At 64.5% G+C, this 19,862-nt stretch carries 21 protein-coding genes; 10 read left to right on the forward strand and 11 right to left on the reverse strand.

Annotated features, from left to right (window positions below; all coding sequences use genetic code 11):
- The first annotated feature begins 185 nt into the window (after window positions 1-185).
- The 6 genes from CLV78_RS08390 to CLV78_RS08415 are packed head-to-tail and all read left to right on the forward strand — an operon-like array spanning window position 186 to window position 5,888.
- On the forward strand, window positions 186-872 hold the full coding sequence (locus CLV78_RS08390; RefSeq protein ID WP_106204319.1) for a haloacid dehalogenase type II: 687 nt from the start codon (window positions 186-188) through the stop codon (window positions 870-872).
- Window positions 869-1,705, forward strand: a complete 837-nt coding sequence (locus CLV78_RS08395; RefSeq protein ID WP_106204320.1) for an alpha/beta fold hydrolase — start codon at window positions 869-871, stop codon at window positions 1,703-1,705. Before CLV78_RS08390 ends, CLV78_RS08395 begins: the two co-directional genes overlap by 4 nt.
- The gene (locus CLV78_RS08400; RefSeq protein ID WP_106204321.1) at window positions 1,702-2,673 is read left to right on the forward strand and encodes a threonine ammonia-lyase; all 972 of its coding nucleotides are present in this window, start codon (window positions 1,702-1,704) and stop codon (window positions 2,671-2,673) included. The genes CLV78_RS08395 and CLV78_RS08400 overlap by 4 nt, the downstream gene beginning before the upstream one ends.
- 58 nt (window positions 2,674-2,731) lie before the next feature.
- Window positions 2,732-3,517: a 3-oxoadipate enol-lactonase gene (gene pcaD, locus CLV78_RS08405; RefSeq protein ID WP_106204322.1), complete on the forward strand. Its 786-nt coding sequence runs from the start codon at window positions 2,732-2,734 to the stop codon at window positions 3,515-3,517.
- A 4-nt stretch (window positions 3,518-3,521) separates the two neighbouring features.
- Window positions 3,522-4,772 (forward strand): TCR/Tet family MFS transporter, encoded by a 1,251-nt coding sequence (locus tag CLV78_RS08410; protein WP_106204323.1) that lies wholly within the window; start codon window positions 3,522-3,524, stop codon window positions 4,770-4,772.
- 33 nt (window positions 4,773-4,805) lie between these two features.
- Window positions 4,806-5,888, forward strand: a complete 1,083-nt coding sequence (locus tag CLV78_RS08415) for a Zn-dependent alcohol dehydrogenase (RefSeq protein WP_106204324.1) — start codon at window positions 4,806-4,808, stop codon at window positions 5,886-5,888.
- 256 nt (window positions 5,889-6,144) lie between these two features.
- On the opposite strand, the gene CLV78_RS08420 is transcribed toward CLV78_RS08415, so the two are convergent.
- Window positions 6,145-6,405, reverse strand: a complete 261-nt coding sequence (locus CLV78_RS08420; RefSeq protein WP_106204325.1) for a hypothetical protein — start codon at window positions 6,403-6,405, stop codon at window positions 6,145-6,147.
- Between the two features lie 395 nt (window positions 6,406-6,800).
- Here CLV78_RS08420 and CLV78_RS08425 point away from each other — a divergent pair, with 395 nt between their 5' ends.
- Window positions 6,801-8,036 carry a mandelate racemase/muconate lactonizing enzyme family protein gene (locus CLV78_RS08425; protein ID WP_106204326.1) on the forward strand — a complete coding sequence of 412 codons (1,236 nt, stop codon included), beginning with the start codon at window positions 6,801-6,803 and terminating at the stop codon, window positions 8,034-8,036.
- 78 nt (window positions 8,037-8,114) lie between these two features.
- Here the strand turns inward: CLV78_RS08425 and CLV78_RS08430 are convergent, their stop codons facing one another.
- On the reverse strand, window positions 8,115-9,224 hold the full coding sequence (locus CLV78_RS08430; protein WP_106204327.1) for a CaiB/BaiF CoA transferase family protein: 1,110 nt from the start codon (window positions 9,222-9,224) through the stop codon (window positions 8,115-8,117).
- On the opposite strand from CLV78_RS08430, the gene CLV78_RS24765 reads away from it, so the two are divergent.
- Genes CLV78_RS24765 through CLV78_RS08440 form a run of 3 tightly spaced genes read left to right on the forward strand, consistent with a single transcriptional unit; the run spans window position 9,223 to window position 10,683 of the window.
- A complete protein-coding gene (locus CLV78_RS24765) occupies window positions 9,223-9,354 on the forward strand; it encodes a hypothetical protein (RefSeq protein WP_281261138.1) in 132 nt (43 codons plus the stop codon). The two genes, CLV78_RS08430 and CLV78_RS24765, sit on opposite strands and share 2 nt — an antisense overlap.
- A gap of 20 nt (window positions 9,355-9,374) precedes the next feature.
- Window positions 9,375-10,028, forward strand: coding sequence for a CoA transferase subunit A (locus CLV78_RS08435; protein ID WP_106204328.1), 654 nt, complete (start codon window positions 9,375-9,377; stop codon window positions 10,026-10,028).
- 1 nt (window position 10,029) lies between these two features.
- The gene (locus CLV78_RS08440) at window positions 10,030-10,683 is read left to right on the forward strand and encodes a 3-oxoacid CoA-transferase subunit B (protein WP_106204329.1); all 654 of its coding nucleotides are present in this window, start codon (window positions 10,030-10,032) and stop codon (window positions 10,681-10,683) included.
- Between the two features lie 76 nt (window positions 10,684-10,759).
- Here CLV78_RS08440 and urtE read toward each other — a convergent pair whose 3' ends face one another.
- The 9 genes from urtE to CLV78_RS08485 all read right to left on the reverse strand — a co-directional run bounded on the left by urtE (window position 10,760) and on the right by CLV78_RS08485 (window position 19,860).
- A complete protein-coding gene (gene urtE, locus CLV78_RS08445; RefSeq protein WP_106204330.1) occupies window positions 10,760-11,455 on the reverse strand; it encodes an urea ABC transporter ATP-binding subunit UrtE in 696 nt (231 codons plus the stop codon).
- Between the two features lies 1 nt (window position 11,456).
- A complete protein-coding gene (gene urtD / locus CLV78_RS08450; RefSeq protein WP_106204331.1) occupies window positions 11,457-12,197 on the reverse strand; it encodes an urea ABC transporter ATP-binding protein UrtD in 741 nt (246 codons plus the stop codon).
- A complete protein-coding gene (gene urtC / locus CLV78_RS08455) occupies window positions 12,194-13,426 on the reverse strand; it encodes an urea ABC transporter permease subunit UrtC (protein WP_106204332.1) in 1,233 nt (410 codons plus the stop codon). Before urtC ends, urtD begins: the two co-directional genes overlap by 4 nt.
- A 34-nt stretch (window positions 13,427-13,460) precedes the next feature.
- Window positions 13,461-13,868 (reverse strand): DUF6636 domain-containing protein, encoded by a 408-nt coding sequence (locus tag CLV78_RS08460; RefSeq protein WP_106204333.1) that lies wholly within the window; start codon window positions 13,866-13,868, stop codon window positions 13,461-13,463.
- A gap of 71 nt (window positions 13,869-13,939) precedes the next feature.
- Window positions 13,940-15,895: an urea ABC transporter permease subunit UrtB gene (gene urtB / locus CLV78_RS08465; RefSeq protein WP_106204334.1), complete on the reverse strand. Its 1,956-nt coding sequence runs from the start codon at window positions 15,893-15,895 to the stop codon at window positions 13,940-13,942.
- A 70-nt stretch (window positions 15,896-15,965) separates the two neighbouring features.
- Window positions 15,966-17,240, reverse strand: a complete 1,275-nt coding sequence (gene urtA, locus CLV78_RS08470) for an urea ABC transporter substrate-binding protein (protein ID WP_106204335.1) — start codon at window positions 17,238-17,240, stop codon at window positions 15,966-15,968.
- Window positions 17,241-17,981: 741 nt separating this feature from the next.
- Complete coding sequence (locus CLV78_RS08475; protein ID WP_106204336.1) at window positions 17,982-18,221, reverse strand: hypothetical protein; 240 nt, start codon at window positions 18,219-18,221, stop codon at window positions 17,982-17,984.
- A gap of 176 nt (window positions 18,222-18,397) precedes the next feature.
- Window positions 18,398-19,135, reverse strand: coding sequence for an ABC transporter permease (locus CLV78_RS08480; RefSeq protein ID WP_106204337.1), 738 nt, complete (start codon window positions 19,133-19,135; stop codon window positions 18,398-18,400).
- On the reverse strand, window positions 19,123-19,860 hold the full coding sequence (locus CLV78_RS08485) for an ABC transporter ATP-binding protein (protein ID WP_106204338.1): 738 nt from the start codon (window positions 19,858-19,860) through the stop codon (window positions 19,123-19,125). The genes CLV78_RS08480 and CLV78_RS08485 overlap by 13 nt, the downstream gene beginning before the upstream one ends.
- Between the last annotated feature and the right edge of the window lie 2 nt (window positions 19,861-19,862).

Here is a 19,862-nt window from a genome sequence, read left to right on the forward strand (position 1 = left end):
CGCACACCCGTTTCCCGAGAGGGAGAGAACCGGAACTGGAGGGCGGAGCGATCTCTGCCCTCCTTTCTTTTTCGGGTCCCGGCCCGGGATTTCACGGCCGGCAACGGCCTTCGCTGCGAAGCGGCATTTCCGCCATTCCCATCGTTCGGTCGCTGTGCCAGATTTGCCGCCCAAGGGAGGATGGGATGTCACGGCGTATTGTAGTGTTCGATGCCTATGGCACGTTGTTCGACATTTCTGCCGCCGCTCGACGCGCGGCCGGGGAGCCGGGTGGCGAGCCCCTGCGGGATAATTGGCAGGCCCTTGCGACGCTTTGGCGGGAAAAGCAGCTATCCTACTCATGGCTGCGCGCGATCACCGGCGCACATACCGATTTCTGGCATGTGACTTGCGATGCGTTGGATTTCGCGCTCGAAACGATGGGCTTGTCCGGCAACGCGCTACGGTCGAGGCTGCTGCAACTCTACCGAGAGCTTGACGCCTATCCAGAGGTGCCCGCGATGCTCGGGGAGCTGAAGGCACAGGACCACCAGACGGCAATCCTGTCCAATGGCTCGCCAGAGATGCTTCTGGCCGCGATCACGTCTGCTGGGGTCGGCTCGCACCTCGACGCGGTACTCTCCGTCGAGGACGCCGGGGTCTTCAAGCCGGATGCCCGGGTCTATGATCTTGTCGGGCAACACTTCGGCTGTAGCGCATCGGACGTCCTCTTTGTCTCCTCCAACGGGTGGGACGCGGCCAGTGCCACAGGCTACGGTTTCACCTCCGCCTGGGTCAATCGCACGGGGCAACCATGCGACCGCCTTCCATGGACACCGACCCATACCCTCACCGACCTTGCTTTACTTCCGGAACTGGCTGGAACGCTATGACACAGTTTTTTACCACCACCGACGGCCTGAAACTTGCCTATGACGATCGCGGCAGTGGCCACCCGGTTCTTTGCCTTCCCGGCCTGTCCCGCAACATGGCGGATTTCGAGCCGGTCGTGGATCAATTCGCGGACAAGGCGCGGATCATCCGCCTCGACCTGCGGGGGCGGGGCCAGTCCGACCACGACCCCGACTACCACAACTACAACACGATCCGCGAAGGACAGGATGTGCTGGAACTGCTCGATCATCTCGGGTTGGCGAATGTCACGATCCTGGGCACATCGCGCGGCGGCCTGATTGCGATGGGGCTTGCCATGGGGCACCCCGACCGGCTGCAAGGGGTGATCTTCAACGATATCGGCCCCGTTGTGGAGCCCGCCGGGCTTGCCCATATCTTCGGCTATCTCGGGGTCGTGCCAGAGTACCGCGACCACGAGGACGCGGCACACAAGATGGCGCACGCAATGGCGCCCGACTTCGCGAATGTTCCGCATGAAACCTACCTGCGCCACGCTCGCGCGCTCTATGCCGAGACCGAATCCGGCGTCGCCCTGCGCTACGATCCCCTACTGCGGCAGTCGATCATGGAACAGGCCGCCGATGGTGCCCTGCCCGACATCTGGCCGCTGTTCGACGCATTGAAGGGGTTTCCGACCGCATTGATCCGGGGGGCAAACTCGAACATCCTGTCGGCGGAAACCGCCGCAGAGATGTGCCGCCGCCAACCCGACATGTTTTTCGCCGAAGTCCCTGATCGTGGACACGTTCCCTTTCTGGACGAACCGGAGGCCGTGGCCGTGATCGACGCATACCTGGAGCAGATCTCTTGAACATCTCCGATATCCGGGCCGCCGATGCGCGGCTGGCCGGACGCAAGCGGGTCACACCGCTGCTGTCTTCCCCCTTTCTCGACGAGATTGCCGAGCGCCCTGTCCTCGTGAAGGCCGAATGCCTGCAGCACACCGGCAGCTTCAAGTTCCGGGGCGCCTGGTCGGCGATCTCCGCATTGCCCGAGGGCACCGGTGGCGTGCTCGCCTTCTCCTCGGGTAACCATGCCCAGGGTGTGGCCATGGCCGCGCGGATGCGCGGGCTGCCGGCGGTGATCGTCATGCCCGCCGATGCCCCCCGGCTGAAACTGGAAAACACCGCGGCGCTTGGGGCCGAGGTTGTGACCTACGATCGGGAAACCGAAGACCGCGACGAGATCGGCAGTTGCCTTGCCGACATGCGTGGCCTGTCCCTCGTCAAACCCTTCGACAACCCAGATGTCATTGCCGGGCAAGGAACCTGCGGGCTTGAGATCGCGTACCAGGCGAAAGAGGCGGGAGTGACGGAGGCGACTGTACTCACCTGCTGCGGCGGCGGTGGTTTGACATCCGGTATCGCACTCGCACTGGAAGCCGACGCACCCGGCATGAAGGTGAGACCGGTGGAGCCCGAGGGGTTCGACGACGTGTGTCGCTCCCTCAAGGCCGGCGAGATCCGCTCGAACCCGACGATGGCCGGCTCCATCTGCGATGCGATCGTCACCCCACGACCCGGGGACCTGACATTCCCGATCATGCACCGCCTGTGCGGCCCGGGCCTTGCAATCCCCGACGAGGACGCCCGCCGGGCGATGGCGCTCGCCTTCGTGCGGCTCAAGCTCGTTCTGGAACCCGGAGGCGCCGCCGCGCTCGCGGCCGCGCTGTTTCATGGCAATGACCTGAACGACGGGCCGGTGATCTGCACCGCGTCCGGCGGCAATGTCGATCCCGGGGTTTTCCGAGCGGCGCTGGACCGCTACCCAGAGGGTTGAACCAGTCGTCGTTTTCCCGGGACTCGGGCGCCCGACCGGCATTGGCAAGGAGATCGACATGCACATGGCAGACCTGGGCGATGTGGCCCTGCATTGGCGCGAGGACGGGGATCCGAAGGGCGCACCCATCGTCTTTGCCAATTCGCTCGGCACCGATCTCAGGATCTGGGACAAGGTCGTCGCCCGGCTTCCAGAGACCTACCGGGCGATCCGCTACGACAAGCGCGGCCATGGCCTCTCCGATTGTCCGCCAGCGCCCTACACTATGGGAGCTATGGTCCGCGACGTGGAGCGGCTTCTGGATCGGCTCGAAGTGCGCGATGCGGTGTTCGTGGGCCTCTCGGTCGGCGGCATGATCGCCCAGGGTCTGGCCGTGAAGCGGTTGGACCAGGTGCGGGCGATGGTGCTCTCCAACACCGCGGCAAAGATCGGCACGAAGGAGACCTGGCGCGGCCGGATCGACGCAGCCGAGCGGAGCGGGATCGACACCTTCGCCGATGACGTGATGGAGAAGTGGTTCACCCGGGCATTCCGGGACACCGCGGAAATCAAGATCTGGCGCAACATGCTGATCCGCTGCCCGCTGCAAGGCTATGTCGGGACCTGCCACGCAATCGCCGGCACAGATTTCTACACCCCGACCTCCGGCCTGACCCTGCCCACGCTGGCCATAGCCGGCAGCGAGGACGGCTCCACACCACCTGACCTCGTTCGGGAAACCGCCGAGCTTGTGAAGGGATCGGAGTTCTGTCTTCTGCGCCGGGCCGGTCACATTCCCTGCGTGGAGCAACCCGACGCCTACACCGCACGCCTGGTGGAGTTCATGACCCGGATCGGTCATTGACACGATGACGGTTGAGGCCACGTCCCCGCCGGTCGATCGCCGCGAGCGGCTCTCGCTTACGTTCATCCTGATGACGCTGGTGATCGATGCCATGGGGATCGGGCTGATCCTTCCGGTCATGCCCGACCTGATCCGGGATGTGAACGGCGGCTCGCTCGGACAGGCGGCGGTCTGGGGCGGTATCCTTGCCACTGGGTTCGCGGTGATGCAGTTCCTCTTTGGGCCGATCCTCGGCTCGCTTTCGGACGCCTTCGGGCGCCGGCCGGTGCTGCTCATCTCCCTCGGTGTCATGTCGGCGGACTACCTCGTCATGGCAGTTACCGACTCGATCTGGATCTTGCTGGTTGCCCGTATCATCGGCGGCATCCTTGCCGCGACCCACGCGACGGCAACGGCCTTCGTTGCGGATATCTCCCGCCCGGACCAGAAATCGGCCCGCTTCGGCCTGACTCACGCGGCCTTTGGGGTCGGTTTCGTGCTCGGTCCGCTCATCGGCGGCATGCTGGGGGCACTTGGCCCTCGCGCACCCTTCTACGCCGCGGCCCTACTGGCATTGTGCAACCTGGTGCTCGGCTATTTCGTGCTGCCGGAGACGGTGACGGACCGTATCCGCCGCCCCTTCCGGTGGTCCCGGGCCAATCCCTTCGGCGCAATCTCACATGTGCGCAACCTGCCCGGGCTCGGCCGGCTCCTGTCAGTGTTCTTCATCTACGAATTCGCCCTCTACGTGTACCCGGCCATCTGGGCCTATTTCACACAGGCCCGCTTCGGCTGGGACACGCCCATGGTTGGACTGTCGCTGGGCCTCTATGGCGTCGGCTATGCCATCGTGCAGGCCGGGTTGATCCGGCCGATCCTCAGGCGCCTCGGCGAGCGGCGGACCATTCTCGCGGGGCTCATTTTCGAAGCGGGTCTGCTCGTCGTTCTCGGACTGCTGACCAATGGAACCCTGGCGCTGATCCTGACCCCTATCTCCGCGCTCGGCTCGGTCGCTATCCCGGCGCTTCAGGGACTCATGTCGCAACGGGTCAGCGACGACGCGCAGGGCGAATTGCAGGGTGTGATCACCTCCACCATATCGCTCGCGACAATTCTCGCGCCGCTGGTGATGACGCAGGTGTTCTATTTCTCCACCCGGGAGGGGGCGGCTTTTCACGCGCCCGGCGCCGCATTCCTGCTTGCTGCGGTGCTGATGGTCGTCTGTGTCATACTCTATGTCGCTGGATCACAAGAATCCGACGGCGATCCGAACTGAGCTGGAGGGCACCGCCACTTCGGGAGCGCCCCAATGACCAGTATCAAAGCCGCCGTCTGCCGCGAGTTCAATGCGCCCCTGAGCGTTGAAACCGTCACCCTTGCCAATCCCGGAGCGGGAGAGGTGCAGGTTCAGATGGAAGCCGTCGCCATATGCGATTCCGACATCTCCTACATCGACGGTGGATGGGGCGGTGAGTTGCCGGCGGTCTACGGCCACGAGGGCGTCGGTCACGTGCGCGCCGTCGGCCCGGGCGTACAGGGTGTGGCGGAGGGTGACAGGGTGCTCGTGACCCTGATCCGGGCCTGCCGCGAATGCACCAGTTGCTCCTCCGGTCACCCGGCCTATTGCGAGGGAACCGCGGGCGATGGGACCGGCCCAATCACCGATGCTGCCGGCGCGCCGCTGCTCAACGCAATGAACTGCGGCGCCTTTGCCGAAGCCTCGACCGTCCATGTCAGCCAGGTGGTGAAGATCCCGGACACGATCCCGGCCGAGAGCGCCTGCCTGCTCTCCTGCGGAGTGATCACCGGGGTTGGCGCGGCGATCAACTCTGCCGGGGTTCGGCCCGGGCAGACCGTCGTGGTGATCGGTGCCGGTGGCGTCGGCCTCAATGCTATTCAGGGGGCGATGATCGCAGGCGCGGCGCGGATCGTCGCCATCGACATGTCGGCGGAGAAGCTGGAGATCGCAAGGGAGTTTGGCGCCACCGACGGCATCCTCGCCACATCAAACGCGCCGTGGGAGACACTTCGACGGATCGCGCCCAAAGGTGCCGAAGCCGTGCTGCTGTGTACCGGAGCGATCCAGGCCTACCGGGGGGCTCTCGACTACCTTGCTCCGCGCGGCAAGGTGGTGCTCGTAGGGATGCCACATGTCGGGCAAACCGTCGCGTACGAGCCGGTCAACATCGCCTCCGCTGGTCAGGGCATTGTCGGATCGAAAATGGGGGATGCCGTTCTCGCGCGCGATATTCCGTGGATGATCGACCTGTACCGACAGGGGCGCCTGAAGCTCGACGAACTGGTTTCCGGCCGCTGGGCGTTGGAGCAGATCAACGAGGCGATTGCAGACACCAAGACAGGCGGCGCGCGCCGAAATGTGATCCTGTTCTGACTCGGCGCCTACCGGGTCACTGTATGTTCTTTCCGATGCCGGGGTGGCAATCCGGCACTCCGAAATGCCCGCTCACCTGGAGGGCTGACAGTCTGGCGAGGCTGGTAGCCGACAGGACAAAAACGGCCCGTTCGACTGCGTTGCCTCCCCTGCACGGTGTCGTTCCGCCAGCCGGACCCACGACCGGACAGCGGTGCAGTCTGCCCGCCACATGGCCATGGTGACCCGCCCAGACAGGCGGATCAATGGTCCAGCATCACCGCATCGCAGACAGGTTCGCCATCAGCAACCCGCGCCGGCGCTCGGCTTCCTCGTTGATTTCCTGCGCAACGCCACTGCTGTGACTGAGGTGTTCGGCAACGAGTTCAGCATGTTCTGCCACCCAAACACCGGTCGCCGCGTGGAGCGCGCGTTCGATCACCGCGAGGATCTCGGCATCGTGCTCGTTGCTCAGCCCGCTGCCCTCGATCGCCTTCATCTCATCCAGCGCCGTCCGGGCAATTTCCTTCATCGACATCGCAATCTCCTCCCTTTCGACAACAGGTGGCACGTCCCTTCGGGCTACTCAAGTGCGCCGCGACGTTCGGTCTCGCAGACCGGCCGCCTCCATGGCGCGAAGTCCAGTCCGCGTCGGGCTTGGCGCAGTGACATCCGGAATGGCGTTGCGCGCCCGGCCGCCAGATGCAAATGCCCCGACCCCATCGCCCCACCAGTTGCAAAGCCCGGCATCCCGGCTGCTCATGGCCCGGGCGGGCACTTCGCTCGCCGTGCTGTTCGCTGTTGCCAGATGCCGTCTCGCGCGCCAGACATATCCTACCGGCCCGGCACCGCCTGCCCTATCGCCGCACGTCGCCTGCAAACCGTCACCCGGCACCCGTCCGCGCACCGCCCGACACCATCAATGAGCGATCCATGAAACTTGCCGATCTCGATATCATCGTCACTGCGCCGCCCGCCCCCGGCTGGGGCGGCCGCTACTGGATTTTCGTCAAGCTGACAACGGCTTGCGGGATCATCGGCTGGGGAGAGGTCTACGCCAGCGCGGTCGGGCCAGAGGCGATGGGGGCCGTCATCCGCGACGTCTTCGCCCGCCACATGGAAGGAGAAAGCCCCGAGAACATCGAGCTCATGTTCCGCCGCGCCTATTCCGCGGGCTTTACACAGCGCCCCGACCCAACCGTCATCGGTGCGTTCTCGGGGTTGGAGATCGCCTGCTGGGACATTCTCGGCAAGGCCCGTGAACGGCCGGTCTGGGCGTTTCTTGGCGGCAAGACGAACGAGCGTTTGCGGGCATATACATACCTCTACCCCGGCGCGGACAACGCCCTGCCCGACTTCTGGGGCGACGCGCAGGCGGCCGCCACGGTCGCGGCGCAGCGTGTCGCAGAAGGCTTTACCGCGATCAAGTTCGATCCGGCCGGTCCCTACACGATCCGCTCCGGGCACCAGCCGTCGATGCGCGACATCGCCCGCTCGGTCGAGTTTTGCGCCGCCATCCGGGCCGCCGTCGGTACGAAGGCCGACCTGCTCTTCGGCACGCATGGGCAGTTCTCCACCGGGGGCGCGATCCGCATGGCCAAGGCACTTGAACCTTACCAGCCACTTTGGTTCGAAGAACCCGTCCCCCCCGACAATGTCAACGCCATGGCGCGGGTCGCCGCTGCAACCTCGATCCCCGTTGCCACGGGGGAGCGGCTGTCGACGAAGGCGGAGTTCGCCCCGATCCTGCGCAACGGGGCCGCGACGATCCTGCAACCTGCGACCGGCCGCTCCGGCGGGCTGTGGGAGACGAAGAAGATCGCCGCCATGGCCGAAGTGTACAACGCGCAAGTCGCGCCGCACCTCTATGCGGGCCCAATCGAGTGGGCCGCCAACGTTCACCTGGCCACGACGCTGCCGAACCTGCTGATGGTGGAAACCATCGAAACCGGCGGCGCCTTTCACCGTGCGCTCATTGGCGACACGATCCGCTTCGACAACGGCTACCTTGTCCCGCCGGACGGGCCGGGCCTCGGCATCGAAGTGGACGAACCGCTTGCCCGCGCGCACCCCTTCACAGGTAGCGGGCTACACCTGGAGATGCAGGAGGCCCCCTGCGACTACCATTCCGAAAACCTGTTCGAAGGCGGTGCACCGGTCAAAAGGTGACACGCACCGAAGGCGCACCCGGCCGCGACCCGTCGGCGGCGCGTCAGCGCCAGAGCCGACGGGGCAGTCCGCCTGTGGTCAGTCGCCGGAGCCCAATATGGGGGCGCTTCGATCCAGAGCCAGTTCGGCGTCGGAGAAGCGCCAGGGCCCCCGGACGCCGGGGATGCCATCCGGCGTGATTTTCAGCCCGCGATGCTTGACTTGCGGATCGTCGAACACGCCATGCATGTCGTTGATCGGGCCGCCCGGCACCGTCGCCTTTTCGAGAGCTTGCAGGAGGTCGCTGGTTGTCCACCCCGACGTGAGCGGCTCCAGGAATGCTGTCAGGGCATCGCGGTTGGCGACCCGCGCGGGATTGGTCGCGTAGTCGGGGTGGTCGGCAAGGTGGGGTTGACCGAGGATCTCGCACAAGCGCCGGAACTGACCATCGTTGCCGACGGCCACGATGATGTGCCCTTCGGCGGTCGGCAGAACCTGGTAGGGCACGATATTGGGGTGCGCGTTGCCCCGCCGTTTGGGGGACGTGCCGGTCACAAGGTAGTTCATTGCCTGGTTGGCCATGAGCGCCGTGGCACAGTCGAGCAGCGACAGGTCGAGGTGTTGACCGCGCCCTGTACGGTGGCGTTGCTCGACGGCCGCCAGGATGCCCACGGCACCGTAAAGGCCGGTCACGATGTCCGTGACCGCAACGCCGACTTTCTGCGGCTGGCGGTCCGGCTCGCCGGTGATCGACATCAGCCCCGACATGCCCTGGATCAGGAAGTCATATCCCGCGCGGCTGGCATAGGGGCCGGTCTGGCCGAAGCCGGTGATGGAGCAATAGATCAGGCGCGGGTTGAGTGCTGCCAGCGATGCGTGGTCGAGCCCGTATTTCGCGAGCCCGCCGACCTTGAAGTTCTCGATCAGGATATCGGCGTCGGCTACAAGGTCCCGGACCTTCTGCTGTCCTTCCGCCGTCCGGAAATCTGCCGTGACGGAGGTCTTTCCCCGGTTCGCGGCATAGAAATAGGCCGCCGTGCTGTCACCATCGCGTTCGATGAAGGGAGGGCCCCAGCGGCGCGTGTCATCCCCTTCGGGCGCCTCGACCTTGACCACCTCGGCGCCGAGATCGGCAAGGGCCTGCCCGATCCAGGGTCCGGCGAGGATACGGGCAAGTTCAACGACCTTCAGACCGGACAGCGGCGTCATGGCAGGCTCCTCCAATGGTCCGGCCGTTTTGGCCGATGCGACCCTCGGGCGCAAGGCGGGGGCCGGGCTGCCGCTTGACATGGCCATGTCGCATCGCCGCATCATGGCCCGTGAGGATGTACCGGAATGACATGTACGGGGGACGCGCCGATGAAGACCGCCACCAAGGTTGCGGAAGCCGCCGAGATGATCCCCGAAGGGGCTGTCCTGCTGATCGGCGGTTTCATGGCCGTTGGCACGCCGGAGCGCATGATCGATGCGCTGGTGGCGCGTGGGGTCGGCGGGTTCACGATCGTGGCCAATGACACGGCGATGCCGGGGCATGGCATCGGAAAGCTGGTGTCCGCCGGCCTCGTGGCGAAGGCAGTCGTAAGCCACATCGGCCTGAACCCCGAGACCCAGCAGAAGATGATTTCCGGTGAGATGGAGGTCGATCTGGTGCCGCAGGGAACCTTGGTGGAGCGCATCCGCGCGGGCGGTGTCGGTCTCGGCGGTGTGCTGACAGCCACCGGTGTGGGAACACCGGTCGAAGAGGGCAAGCAGACAGTCGAGATCGATGGCAAGACCTACCTTCTGGAAAAGCCGATCCGCGGCGATTATGCCCTGATCGCGGCCCGTCAGGCCGACTACAAGGGCAACCTCGAATACGCGCTGACGGCCCACAACTTCAATCCGATCATGGCGCTGGCGGGTGCCACCGTGATCGCCGAGCCGCATGTGATCGTGCCGGTGGGCGCGATCCCTCCGGACGCGGTGAAGACACCCGGAGTACTGGTGGATCACCTTCTGGAACGGGGGCAATGAGATGAACGCAAAGGAAATCATCGCGCGCCGGGTTGCACTGGAAATCTCCGACGGGATGCTCGTGAACCTGGGCATTGGACTGCCGAGCATGGTCGCGAACTACCTCCCCGACGATGTCGACGTCTTTTTCCAGGCGGAGAATGGCGTGATCGGCTTGGGCGCGCGACCGCCTGAAGGGATGGAAGATCCCGACCTGACGGATGCCGGCGGCGGGTTCGTGACAGCGGTGCCCGGCGCGGCCTCGATCGATTCCGCGATGTCCTTCGGGTTGATCCGTGGTGGGCACCTGGACATGACGGTTCTTGGCGGTTTGCAGGTCGATGCTCGCGGCTATCTTGCCAACTGGATGGTTCCGGGCAAGATGGTGCCGGGCATGGGCGGGGCGATGGACCTCGTGGCCGGGGCGAACAGGGTGATCGTCGCGATGGTGCACAGCGCGAAGGGCGCGCCCAAGATCGTGCCGGAATGCACCTTGCCCCTGACCGCGGCGCGTCGGATCGACCTGATCGTGACCGAGATGGCCGTGATCGAACCGACAGATGCCGGGCTTGTGTTGCGCGAGGTCGGGCCGGGTGTCACGGTGGAGCAGGTCCGCAGTGCAACGGCGGCCGATCTGATCGTTGAGAGCGACGTGTCGGAAATGCCGGTCCCGTAGGGAGGGGGAAGCGATCGTCCCCTTCTGGAAGACCGCGACCCGGTAGAGCCAAGCTTGGGCGGACGTCCGACGCCGGTCAGACCGAGACGGCGCCCTTGAGGTCCTCCTTGGCCAGGTCGGCCTTGGCGCCAGACATGGAGACATCACCGCGCTTCATCACGACGAAGCGGTCGGCAAGCGTGTAGGCGAACTCGAAATACTGTTCGACCAGAACGATTGCCATGTCGCCCTGGTCGCGCAGGTATTCGATCACGCGCCCGATCTGCTGGATGATGTTGGGCTGGATGCCTTCCGTGGGTTCATCCAGCAACAGCAGCTTGGGCCGGGTGATCATCGCCCGCCCGATTGCCAGTTGCTGCTGCTGCCCGCCGGAGAGATCGCCGCCGCGGCGGCCCTGCATCTCTTTCAGCACTGGGAACAACTCGAAAATCTCGTCGGGCACCGCGTGGTCGGACTTCGGCAGGCAGGCATAGGCCGTTTCCAGGTTTTCCCGAACCGTGAGCAGCGGAAAGATGTCCCGCCCCTGCGGCACGTAGCCGATCCCTTTTCTTGCCAGTGCATGGGCCGGGAGCTTGCCCAGCAGCTCCCCGTCCAACGTCACCGAGCCGCCAGAGCGGGGATGAGTGCCGGAAATCGCCTTGAGCAGGCTGGTCTTTCCGACGCCATTGGTCCCCATGACGCAAGTGACCTCGCCGGAGGCGGCTTCCAGGTCGATGCCATACAGGATCTGGCTTCCGCCGTAGTGGAGGGTCAGGCCTTCGGTCTTCAGCATCTCAGCGCCCCAGGTAGACGTCGATGACGTCCTGATTTTTTGTTACGTGATCGAGGCTGCCCTCGGCGAGGACAGAGCCCTCGTGCAGCACGGTCACCTTGCAGTCCAGACGACGGACGAACTCCATATCGTGCTCGACGACAACGACCGCACGGGTCTTGGCCGCTTCCTTGAGGAGGTCGGTCGTATGTTCCCGCTCCGCCAGGGTCATCCCGGCGGCGGGTTCGTCAACCAGAAGCAGGCGAGGTTCCTGCGCCAGAAGCATGCCGATCTCCAGCCATTGCTTCTGGCCGTGGGAAAGTTCGCCCGACTTTCGGTCGAGTTGCTCTGCGAGTCCGATTTCCTCTGCCAGTTCCCTGATCCGGGTATCGTCGGCAGGTTGTGGACGGGAAAAGAGGACCCCCCAGGGGGTGCGGTCCTTTTTCAGCGCCATGGCGAGATTGTCATAGACCGATTGGTCTTCAAACACCGTCGGGCGCTGGAACTTGCGACCGACGCCCGCGCGGGCAATCTGACTTTCGTTCAGCTTCAGCAACGACTGGCTCATGTCGCCCCAACGGACGGACCCTTCGTCGGGCCGGGTCTTGCCGGTGACGATGTCCATGAAGGTGGTCTTGCCGGCGCCGTTGGGGCCGATGATGGCACGCAACTCCGCCGCGCCGATGGAGAAGCTGAGGTTGTTGATAGCGCGGAATCCGTCGAAGGTGACGGAAACCCCGGACACTTCGAGAAGCTGGCTCATTGTTCCGCCTCCTGTTCCTGCAAGCTGCCGGAATCGGGACCGAGGTCGGCGCCGTGCCGGTTGGGGGGCAGGCGACCGGTGAAGTAGTCGAAGAGGCCACCGATGCCCTTGGGGGCGAAAAGCGTAACGAGCACGAAAGAGATCCCGAGCAGCACCTGCCACCAGTCCACCCAGTCGATCGTGTAGAACCCGAGCGGGATCGAGGGGGCCTGTCCGCCGGTGAACCAGGTCGAGAGCAGCGAGACGACGGCAGCACCGATCACCGCGCCATAGAGGCGCCCGCGCCCGCCGATGGCGACCCAGACCGCGAGGTAGATCGAAGCGATGGGCGCAATTTCGGCAGGGTTGATGATGCCAGCCTGCGGATAGTAGAGCGCGCCCGCGATGCCGGCGATGACAGCGGTGAGGGTGAAGACAAAGAGCTTGTAGCCCTCGACCGAGTAGCCAAGGAAACGGACGCGGGCTTCGTCGTCGCGGATACCGCGGATGACCGAGCCGAACTTGCCCGAAACGACCCACGCGGCGAGAAGGTAGCCCAGCCCGAGCGCAAGGGCAGAGGCCCAGAAGAACCACAGCGAGATGTCGGCCTGCGGGATGGCATCGGCGCCGGGCAGGTTCTGCAGGCCGGAGAGGCCGTTGTTGCCGCGCAGGCCGCTGTCGTTCTGGAACAGGTAGAGGGCAAGGGCCAGCGTCATCGCCTGCGTCAGGATCGAGAGATAGACCCCGGTGACGCGGCTGCGGAAGGCGAGCCAGCCGAAGACCAGCGCCAGCAGCCCCGGGACCAGCACGACCATGAGCAACTGCAACGTGAGGCTGTCGGCGAACGCCCAGATCGTCGGGAAATCAGAGGAGCCGACGACCCCGAAGATCTGCGTTCCGATGGCGTCGATAATTTCCTGATCCGTGGGTGGGATCTCCGCGTTTGCCATAGATGCAGTGACGATCGCCTCGGTCCGGGCATACATCAGCCACATGCCGATCATGTAGCCGCCGAGACCAAAGAAGGCCATGTGACCGAGGCTGAGGATACCCGCGAAGCCCCAGATCAGGTCCATCGCGATGGCCACGAGGCAGAGGCAGAGAGTCTTGCCCAGTGTCTTCACGAAAGACGTCGAGATCGCGCCCGAGCCGATGGATTCGCTCATGACCGTGACCGCAAGGGTAAACAGCGCAAGGCAGGCGATGAAGATCAGCGCGGACGGATTTCGAGCAAAGAAGGAGCGGCTCATACGTGGGCTCCTTCGCGTCGATCCGAAGGCTCGCTCAGAACAGTGTTTGCTTGCGTCGGGACAGGAAGAACCCGTGACCGGATGCATTGCGACACTGGAACCCTGTTCGTTCCGATTGGCAGGTTATGCGCCCGAACTCTCCCGTGACGCCATAGGGAGCCTTGTCGGTGTATCCCACCCGCCTGGGTGGTTTGCCCAGGCACTCCATTCGGGCAGGGCCGGTCTCCGACACGGTGAAACTGTGCCCCCAGGTGCCGGCGCAGGAGGCCGGTTTCGGGCGCGCGACCGGTCCGTTGCGCACGACAATACTGCACGACACCACCGCGCCGCCTTGCAAATGGCCGTTGCAGTAGATGTTCCCCGATGGCGTCTCGAACCCGAAGCCATCCGCATGAGCGGACCCTGCGAGGGCCGCAAAAAGGACCATGGCAATTCGTTGCATTGGCAATTCTCCCACAATTATCAATGGGAGCGAGCATACCGGGAACGGGTATATCCGTTAAGCTCATCGTATTAGTCCCCTGCTGCGCGGCCCTTGAGGGCGATGATGCCCCGCGGCCGGAACTGGATGAAGATGATGATGAAGATGATCATGTAGGTCTGCGCCGCGAGCGTGTTGGACGGGTTCATCCACTCGATGCCCTTTTGCAGGAAGCCGATCATCGTGGCGCCGAGCAGCGTGCCCCAGATATTGCCCACGCCGCCGACGACAACGGTCATGAAGCTCTGGACGATGTAGTCGGAGCCAAGCTCGGACGTGACCTTGGCATAGAGGCCGATGGCGACGCCGGCGATGCCGGCGATGCCGGAGCCGAGCCCGAAGGTCAGCATGTTGATACGGTCCGGGTTGATACCCATGGAGGCCGCCATGCGTGGGTTCTGGGTCACGGCGCGCACTTCCAACCCCAGCCGCGTGCGCTTCATGATGAAGAGGAACACGCCGAGGAAGATCAGCGCCAGGACGAAGATCGCGATGCGGATGTAGCTGATGGAGACCACGTCGTTCAGCACCAGCGCACCATCCAGCCATGCCGGAGAGGTCAGTGGGCGGGCCTGTGTGCCGAAGATGTTCTTGGCTAGCTGTTGAAGGGCGATCGAAATACCAAACGTCGCCAGCAGTGTCTCCAGCGGACGGTTGTAGAGCCAGCGGATCACAAGCCGTTCCATGGCGACCCCGGCGGCGAATGTGACGGCGAATGCCAGCGGCAGGGCGACGAGGATCGACACAGTGTAGTCAGGGATGACCTGCTGCACGACGTAGCCGGTATAGGCGCCCATCATGATAAACTCGCCATGGGCCATGTTGATCACCCCCATCACACCGAAGGTGATGGCGAGGCCGATCGCGGCGAGAAAGTAGATCGAGGCGAGCGACAAGGCGTCGAGCGCGAGGTCGGCGGTCTGGTTCAGGCCGACCTGGGTGTTGATGCTGCCAAGTGCCTTGGCGGCCGCGTCGGTGATGGCCTCGGACGGCTCTGCGTAGCGGTCGAAGAAGATATGGGAGGCAAGCGCCGCAGCGACCTCCGCCTCGGTTGCCGTTGCGGGAACGGTTCCGGCTTCGGCAAGCGCGACATAGGCACGCTCGCGGGCTTCGTCCGTGTCGAGTTGAGCCACGGGGACGCCGCCGACAGAACCGCCTTCGATGTTGTCCTGAAGCGCCATGCGCTTTTCGCTGGCGCTGATATGGGCTGGCGCGAGGTTGCTGGAGACCAGCAGGGCATAGGCTTCGGCTTCGCTGAAATCCTCGCTGCCGGGCTTCAGCCGCTTCGCCACATTGGCATCGTCGGGGATGGCGGCGGCCGCCGTGCGGGTGGTGGCAACAAGCGGGTTCAGGGCACCGCGGGCATCGACGCCGAGATCGCCGGAGAAGCTTTCGATCGCCGAGATCCGCTCGGCGTCGTCCCGGCCATAGGTGATCGTGAGCAGCCGGACGAGGCGCTCCTTGCGCGCACGGATCTCCGGGTCGACCTCCGTCTCGATGGCGCCTTTCAGGGCAGTCAGGTGCTCCGGTGCAGGATCGCGCTGGATTGCGTCGAGCGCCTCGACCCGCTTGGCCGGATCATCGGCCATGAGCTGGAACTGAACCAGGGCCGCGCCGATCATGGAGCGGATGCCGGAATTCGGCTTGAGCTGTTTGAGCTCCTTCTTGGGAAACTCCCCCTCGATCTCGCCGGTAGCGATGTCCAGAAGGCGGTAGGTCTTGCTGTCGATCTTCTCGCCGAAGAAGAACAGCTTGTCCGCCTTGCGCTGCCAGAGCGCCTTGGCCTGCCACTGCTCAAGGACGGCTTGGGCTTCGGGAAGGCCCGAGTCGCGAAGCGCGTCGATCGCCGGCTCGATGGACTTGCGGGAGCTTTTCTCGATCAGGGTCCGATGCTCCTGAAGGAGCTGTTGGATCGGGCTGTCCTGAGCCATGGCCGTGCAGACGCAGAGCATCCACGCAGCCAGTGCTGCAAATATCGTTCTTGTCATTGGTGCCTGCGCAGCGAAGGGAGCGGGAGGGCGCAATGCACGCCCTCCCTTGTGTCGGTCTCGGCTCGGATCAGTAGTTGGACTTGATCTGAACGCAGCTGGAGGTCTCGGTGTTGTACATACCGCAGTCGAGCTCTTTCCAGTCGGACTTCAGCACTGCGGATTCTGGCAGGAAGTCGGTCCAGGCGTCGCCCGGGACTTCCTCGGTCTGGCTGATGATGTCGAACTGACCATCTTCCAGGATCTCACCGATCAGGACCGGCTTGGACAGGTGATGGTTGGTGCCCATCACGGCGGTGCCACCCGTCAGGTTCGGGTATTCCTGGCCCCACATCGCCTCGCGCACGGAGTCGACTTCGGTGGTGCCAGCTTCTTCGACAGCGTTCACCCACATGTTGAAGCCGATGAAATGGGCTTCCATCGGGTCGTTGGTCACCCGCTCTTCGCCCATCTTGGCCTTCCATGCCGCGATGAACGCGTCGTTGGCATCGGACTCGGCGGACTGGAAGTAGTTCCATGCGGCCAGGTGGCCTTCGAGGTTTGACGTGTCGAGGCCGGAGAGCTCTTCTTCGCCCACGGAGAAGGCCACGACGGGGATGTCGTCGGCGGAGATGCCGGCGGCGGCCAGTTCCTTGTAGAAACCGATGTTGGCGTCGCCGTTGATCGTGGAAATCACGCCGACCTTCTTGCCGTCCGCGCCGAGGGCGACGACGTCAGCCACGATCTTGGACCAGTCGGAATGGCCGAAGGGGGTGTAGTTGACGAAGATATCCTCTTCGGCGATGCCCTTGCCCTTCAGGTAGCTCTCGAGAATGTTGTTCGTGGTCCGCGGGTACACATAGTCGGTGCCCAGCAGCGCGAACTTCTCCACGCCAAGCTCTTCGAGGTAGTAATCGGTGGCCGGGATCGCCTGCTGGTTGGGTGCCGCGCCGGTGTAAAAGACGTTCTTGGACGATTCTTCGCCTTCGTACTGCACCGGGTAGAACAGCAGGCCGTTCAACTCCTCGATGACGGGCAGGACGGATTTCCGCGACACGGAGGTCCAGCAGCCGAACATCACGTCGACCTCCTCGACGGTCAAAAGCTCGCGCGCCTTCTCGGCAAAGAGCGGCCAGTCGGAGGCCGGATCGACCACGACCGCTTCAAGCTGCTTGCCGAGCACGCCACCCTTGGCGTTCTGCTCTTCGATGAGCATCAGCATGGTGTCTTTCAGCGTGGTCTCGGAGATGGCCATCGTGCCGGAGAGCGAGTGCAGAACGCCCACCTTGATGGTGTCGTCAGCGGCCATTGCGGAGCTTGCGAAGGCCAGTGCGCCAACCAGCGCGGAGGTCATACGGAGTTTCATGACAATAGGTCCCTGTCATTGGATCGCTGCGGATATGGAGGGTCCTTCATCCCGGGCGCATGGCGCCGGGATGCCACCAGATTGGTCGCAACGCCGGTTATTGTTGGTGCGCTGGCGATGCGATGCACCGCTTGCGCGACTGGACGAGGCGGACGTTCGCTGTCCGCGCGACCTGAATGAACGGCATGCCTCCCGATTGGGCAAATTTCAGGCAGCCGGAATCCGGTCCGAAAGGCGCCTGGCCTCGGTTCGCTCAAAAATTAGGCGCAATTTCCCCACCAAGCCTTCGGTCGGGGCGGCGTACGGTCGTTCCGGCAGCAGAATCGATACCCGGTTGAACAGGGAATGGGCGCTGCGACCTGCCGTTTTGGACAGGTTGGCAGGTGGAGATTCTGAGGAAGACCGGTGAGTGTTGGCGCTAAAACCGTCGGTGCAGGCCCGGCAAACCGGCATTCCGTGCCACCTATACGCAGAACAGGTGACAAGTGAGGGTGTGGTAGGAAGGGTGCGCAACCTCGGTTCTGCGGCGTACCGGGGCGATCAGTGATGCCGCAGCGAGAACCGAAGGCGATGGTGTCAGAAAATGTGCGCCGCCATTCAGGGCACAGGGAACGGTCGCCACCTGCACCTCCGGCACCCTGCCCTTCCGTGCGGAAGTTCGTCGACGGTGGGCGCCTGCTACGCGGGCGGATCTGGGCGCGGGATCTCAGGCTGTGGGCCTATCCTGGATCCGCACTGCGATCAGTCGACGGCCTTCTTGAACCGGTCATAGGCGGCCTTCATCCTCAGTCCAAGTTCCTTGGCCGCCTCTCCGACTTCTTCGCTGCTCTTGTCGAACTGAGCGCGGGTCAGGAACTTGTCCCATTCTCCGGTCAGTTCACCCCATTCGTTCTCGGCTTCCTTGCTGGCGAGATGCAGTTGCAGGCGCATCTCGTCGCGGGTCCGCTTGAGATCTTCCATGAGTTTGTCGATGTCAGCCATGATCAGGAACCTCCGTGGTGCAATCCGGTGGGGTTGGTTTCGGGACCCACTGTAATCCGACCATTCCGGAGTCTCCAAGCGGAATGGCAGGGCCGGATGCCGGCTGGACCCAACGCGGGTTTGGTCGCGGCAGGTGCGGCGGGAGGCAGGCTTTCAGGAGTGCGGCCAAGGCTCGCTCAGTCGAGCCGGCGCAGCAGGCGGTCACACCCCCAGCCGACCAGCCGATGCAGGACCAGTGTCAGCAAGGCCAGCACGATGAGGGTGGCGAACATGAGATCGATCTTCACCCGCCCGTTCGCGAGCAGCATCAGGTAGCCCAGCCCGCCGGCCGCCCCGACCCATTCACCGATCACGGCACCGATGGGAGCGTAGACGGCGGCAAGCCGCAGGCCGGAGGCAAGCGCGGGGATGGCAGCCGGCACCCGGATGCGCCAAAGCTGCCGGGCCGGTGAGGCGCCCATGGTCTGCCCAAGGTCGAGCCATCCCTTGGGAGTGCGCATCAGCCCGTCGAAGAAGGCCGAGGCGACGGGGAAGTAGATGATCAGCACCGCCATCAGGACCTTCGACCAGATGCCGTAGCCAAGCCACAGGGTCAGGATCGGTGCCAGTGCGAAGACCGGGAGCGATTGCGTTGCCACCAGTGCCGGGCGGATCAGGTAGCGGGCAAGAGGCGAGACAGCCAGGTTCAGAGCCGTTGCGATGCCGAGCGCCGTGCCGAGAACGAGGCCGAGCACGACCTCTGCCAGAGTGATACCGGCGTGCCAGGCGATCAGGCCCGCGTTGTCGACCAGTGCACCGGCGACGCGCCACGGACCGGGGAGGATGAAAGGTGGCAGCCCTGCGAAAGTCACCAGCGCCTGCCAGAGACCAAGGAAGAGCGCGGCGGCTGCCAAGCCGCGTTTTACGCTTTCCATTGGTGCCCCTCCCTCAAGGCGGTCAGAAGCCGCGCCTGGAACGCCAGCGTGTTTGGATCGTCGACCGGGCGAACCGTCGGGGTTGCCGGCGGGACCGCCTCCATCATGCCGCCTTCGTCAAGCAGGAAGACCCGGTCTCCCAGACGTGCCGCTTCGCCCGGGTCGTGTGTGACGAGCAGCACGGTGCGGCCGGAAAGCGTCTCGGCGGCAAGATCCTGCATGTCGGCGCGGGTTCGGGCGTCGAGGGCAGAGAACGGCTCGTCAAGGAGCACGATGGGCCGGTCCTCCATCAAGGTCCGGGCCAGTGCCACACGTTGACGCTGTCCGCCAGAGAGTTGGGAGGGGCGCTTGTGCAGATGGGGTTCCAGCCCAAGCCGCGTGACCAATGCCCGCGCGGCATCCTGATCGGGCGCCTCTCCGCGAAGCCGGGCGCCGAGGGTCACGTTGCCGAGGACATCCAGCCACGGCATCAACAGGTCTGTCTGCGCCATGTAGGCGACGCGATCAGGGATCGGCGCGCCATCGCTGGCCGAGATCCGCCCCTCGAACGCCGCACCGGTGTCCAGCCCCGCAATCAGCCTCAGGATCGTGGTCTTTCCGCACCCCGACGGGCCGAGCAGGCAGGACCAGCCGCCTGCGTCGATCTCCAGCGAGACCGGCGGGAAAAGCACGGTCTCGTCGAAAGAGGCCGATCCGAGCAGGTCCACTCCGGGCGCGATCTTCATCG

The organism is Aliiruegeria haliotis (assembly GCF_003003255.1).
Lineage (GTDB): Bacteria > Pseudomonadota > Alphaproteobacteria > Rhodobacterales > Rhodobacteraceae > Tropicimonas > Tropicimonas haliotis.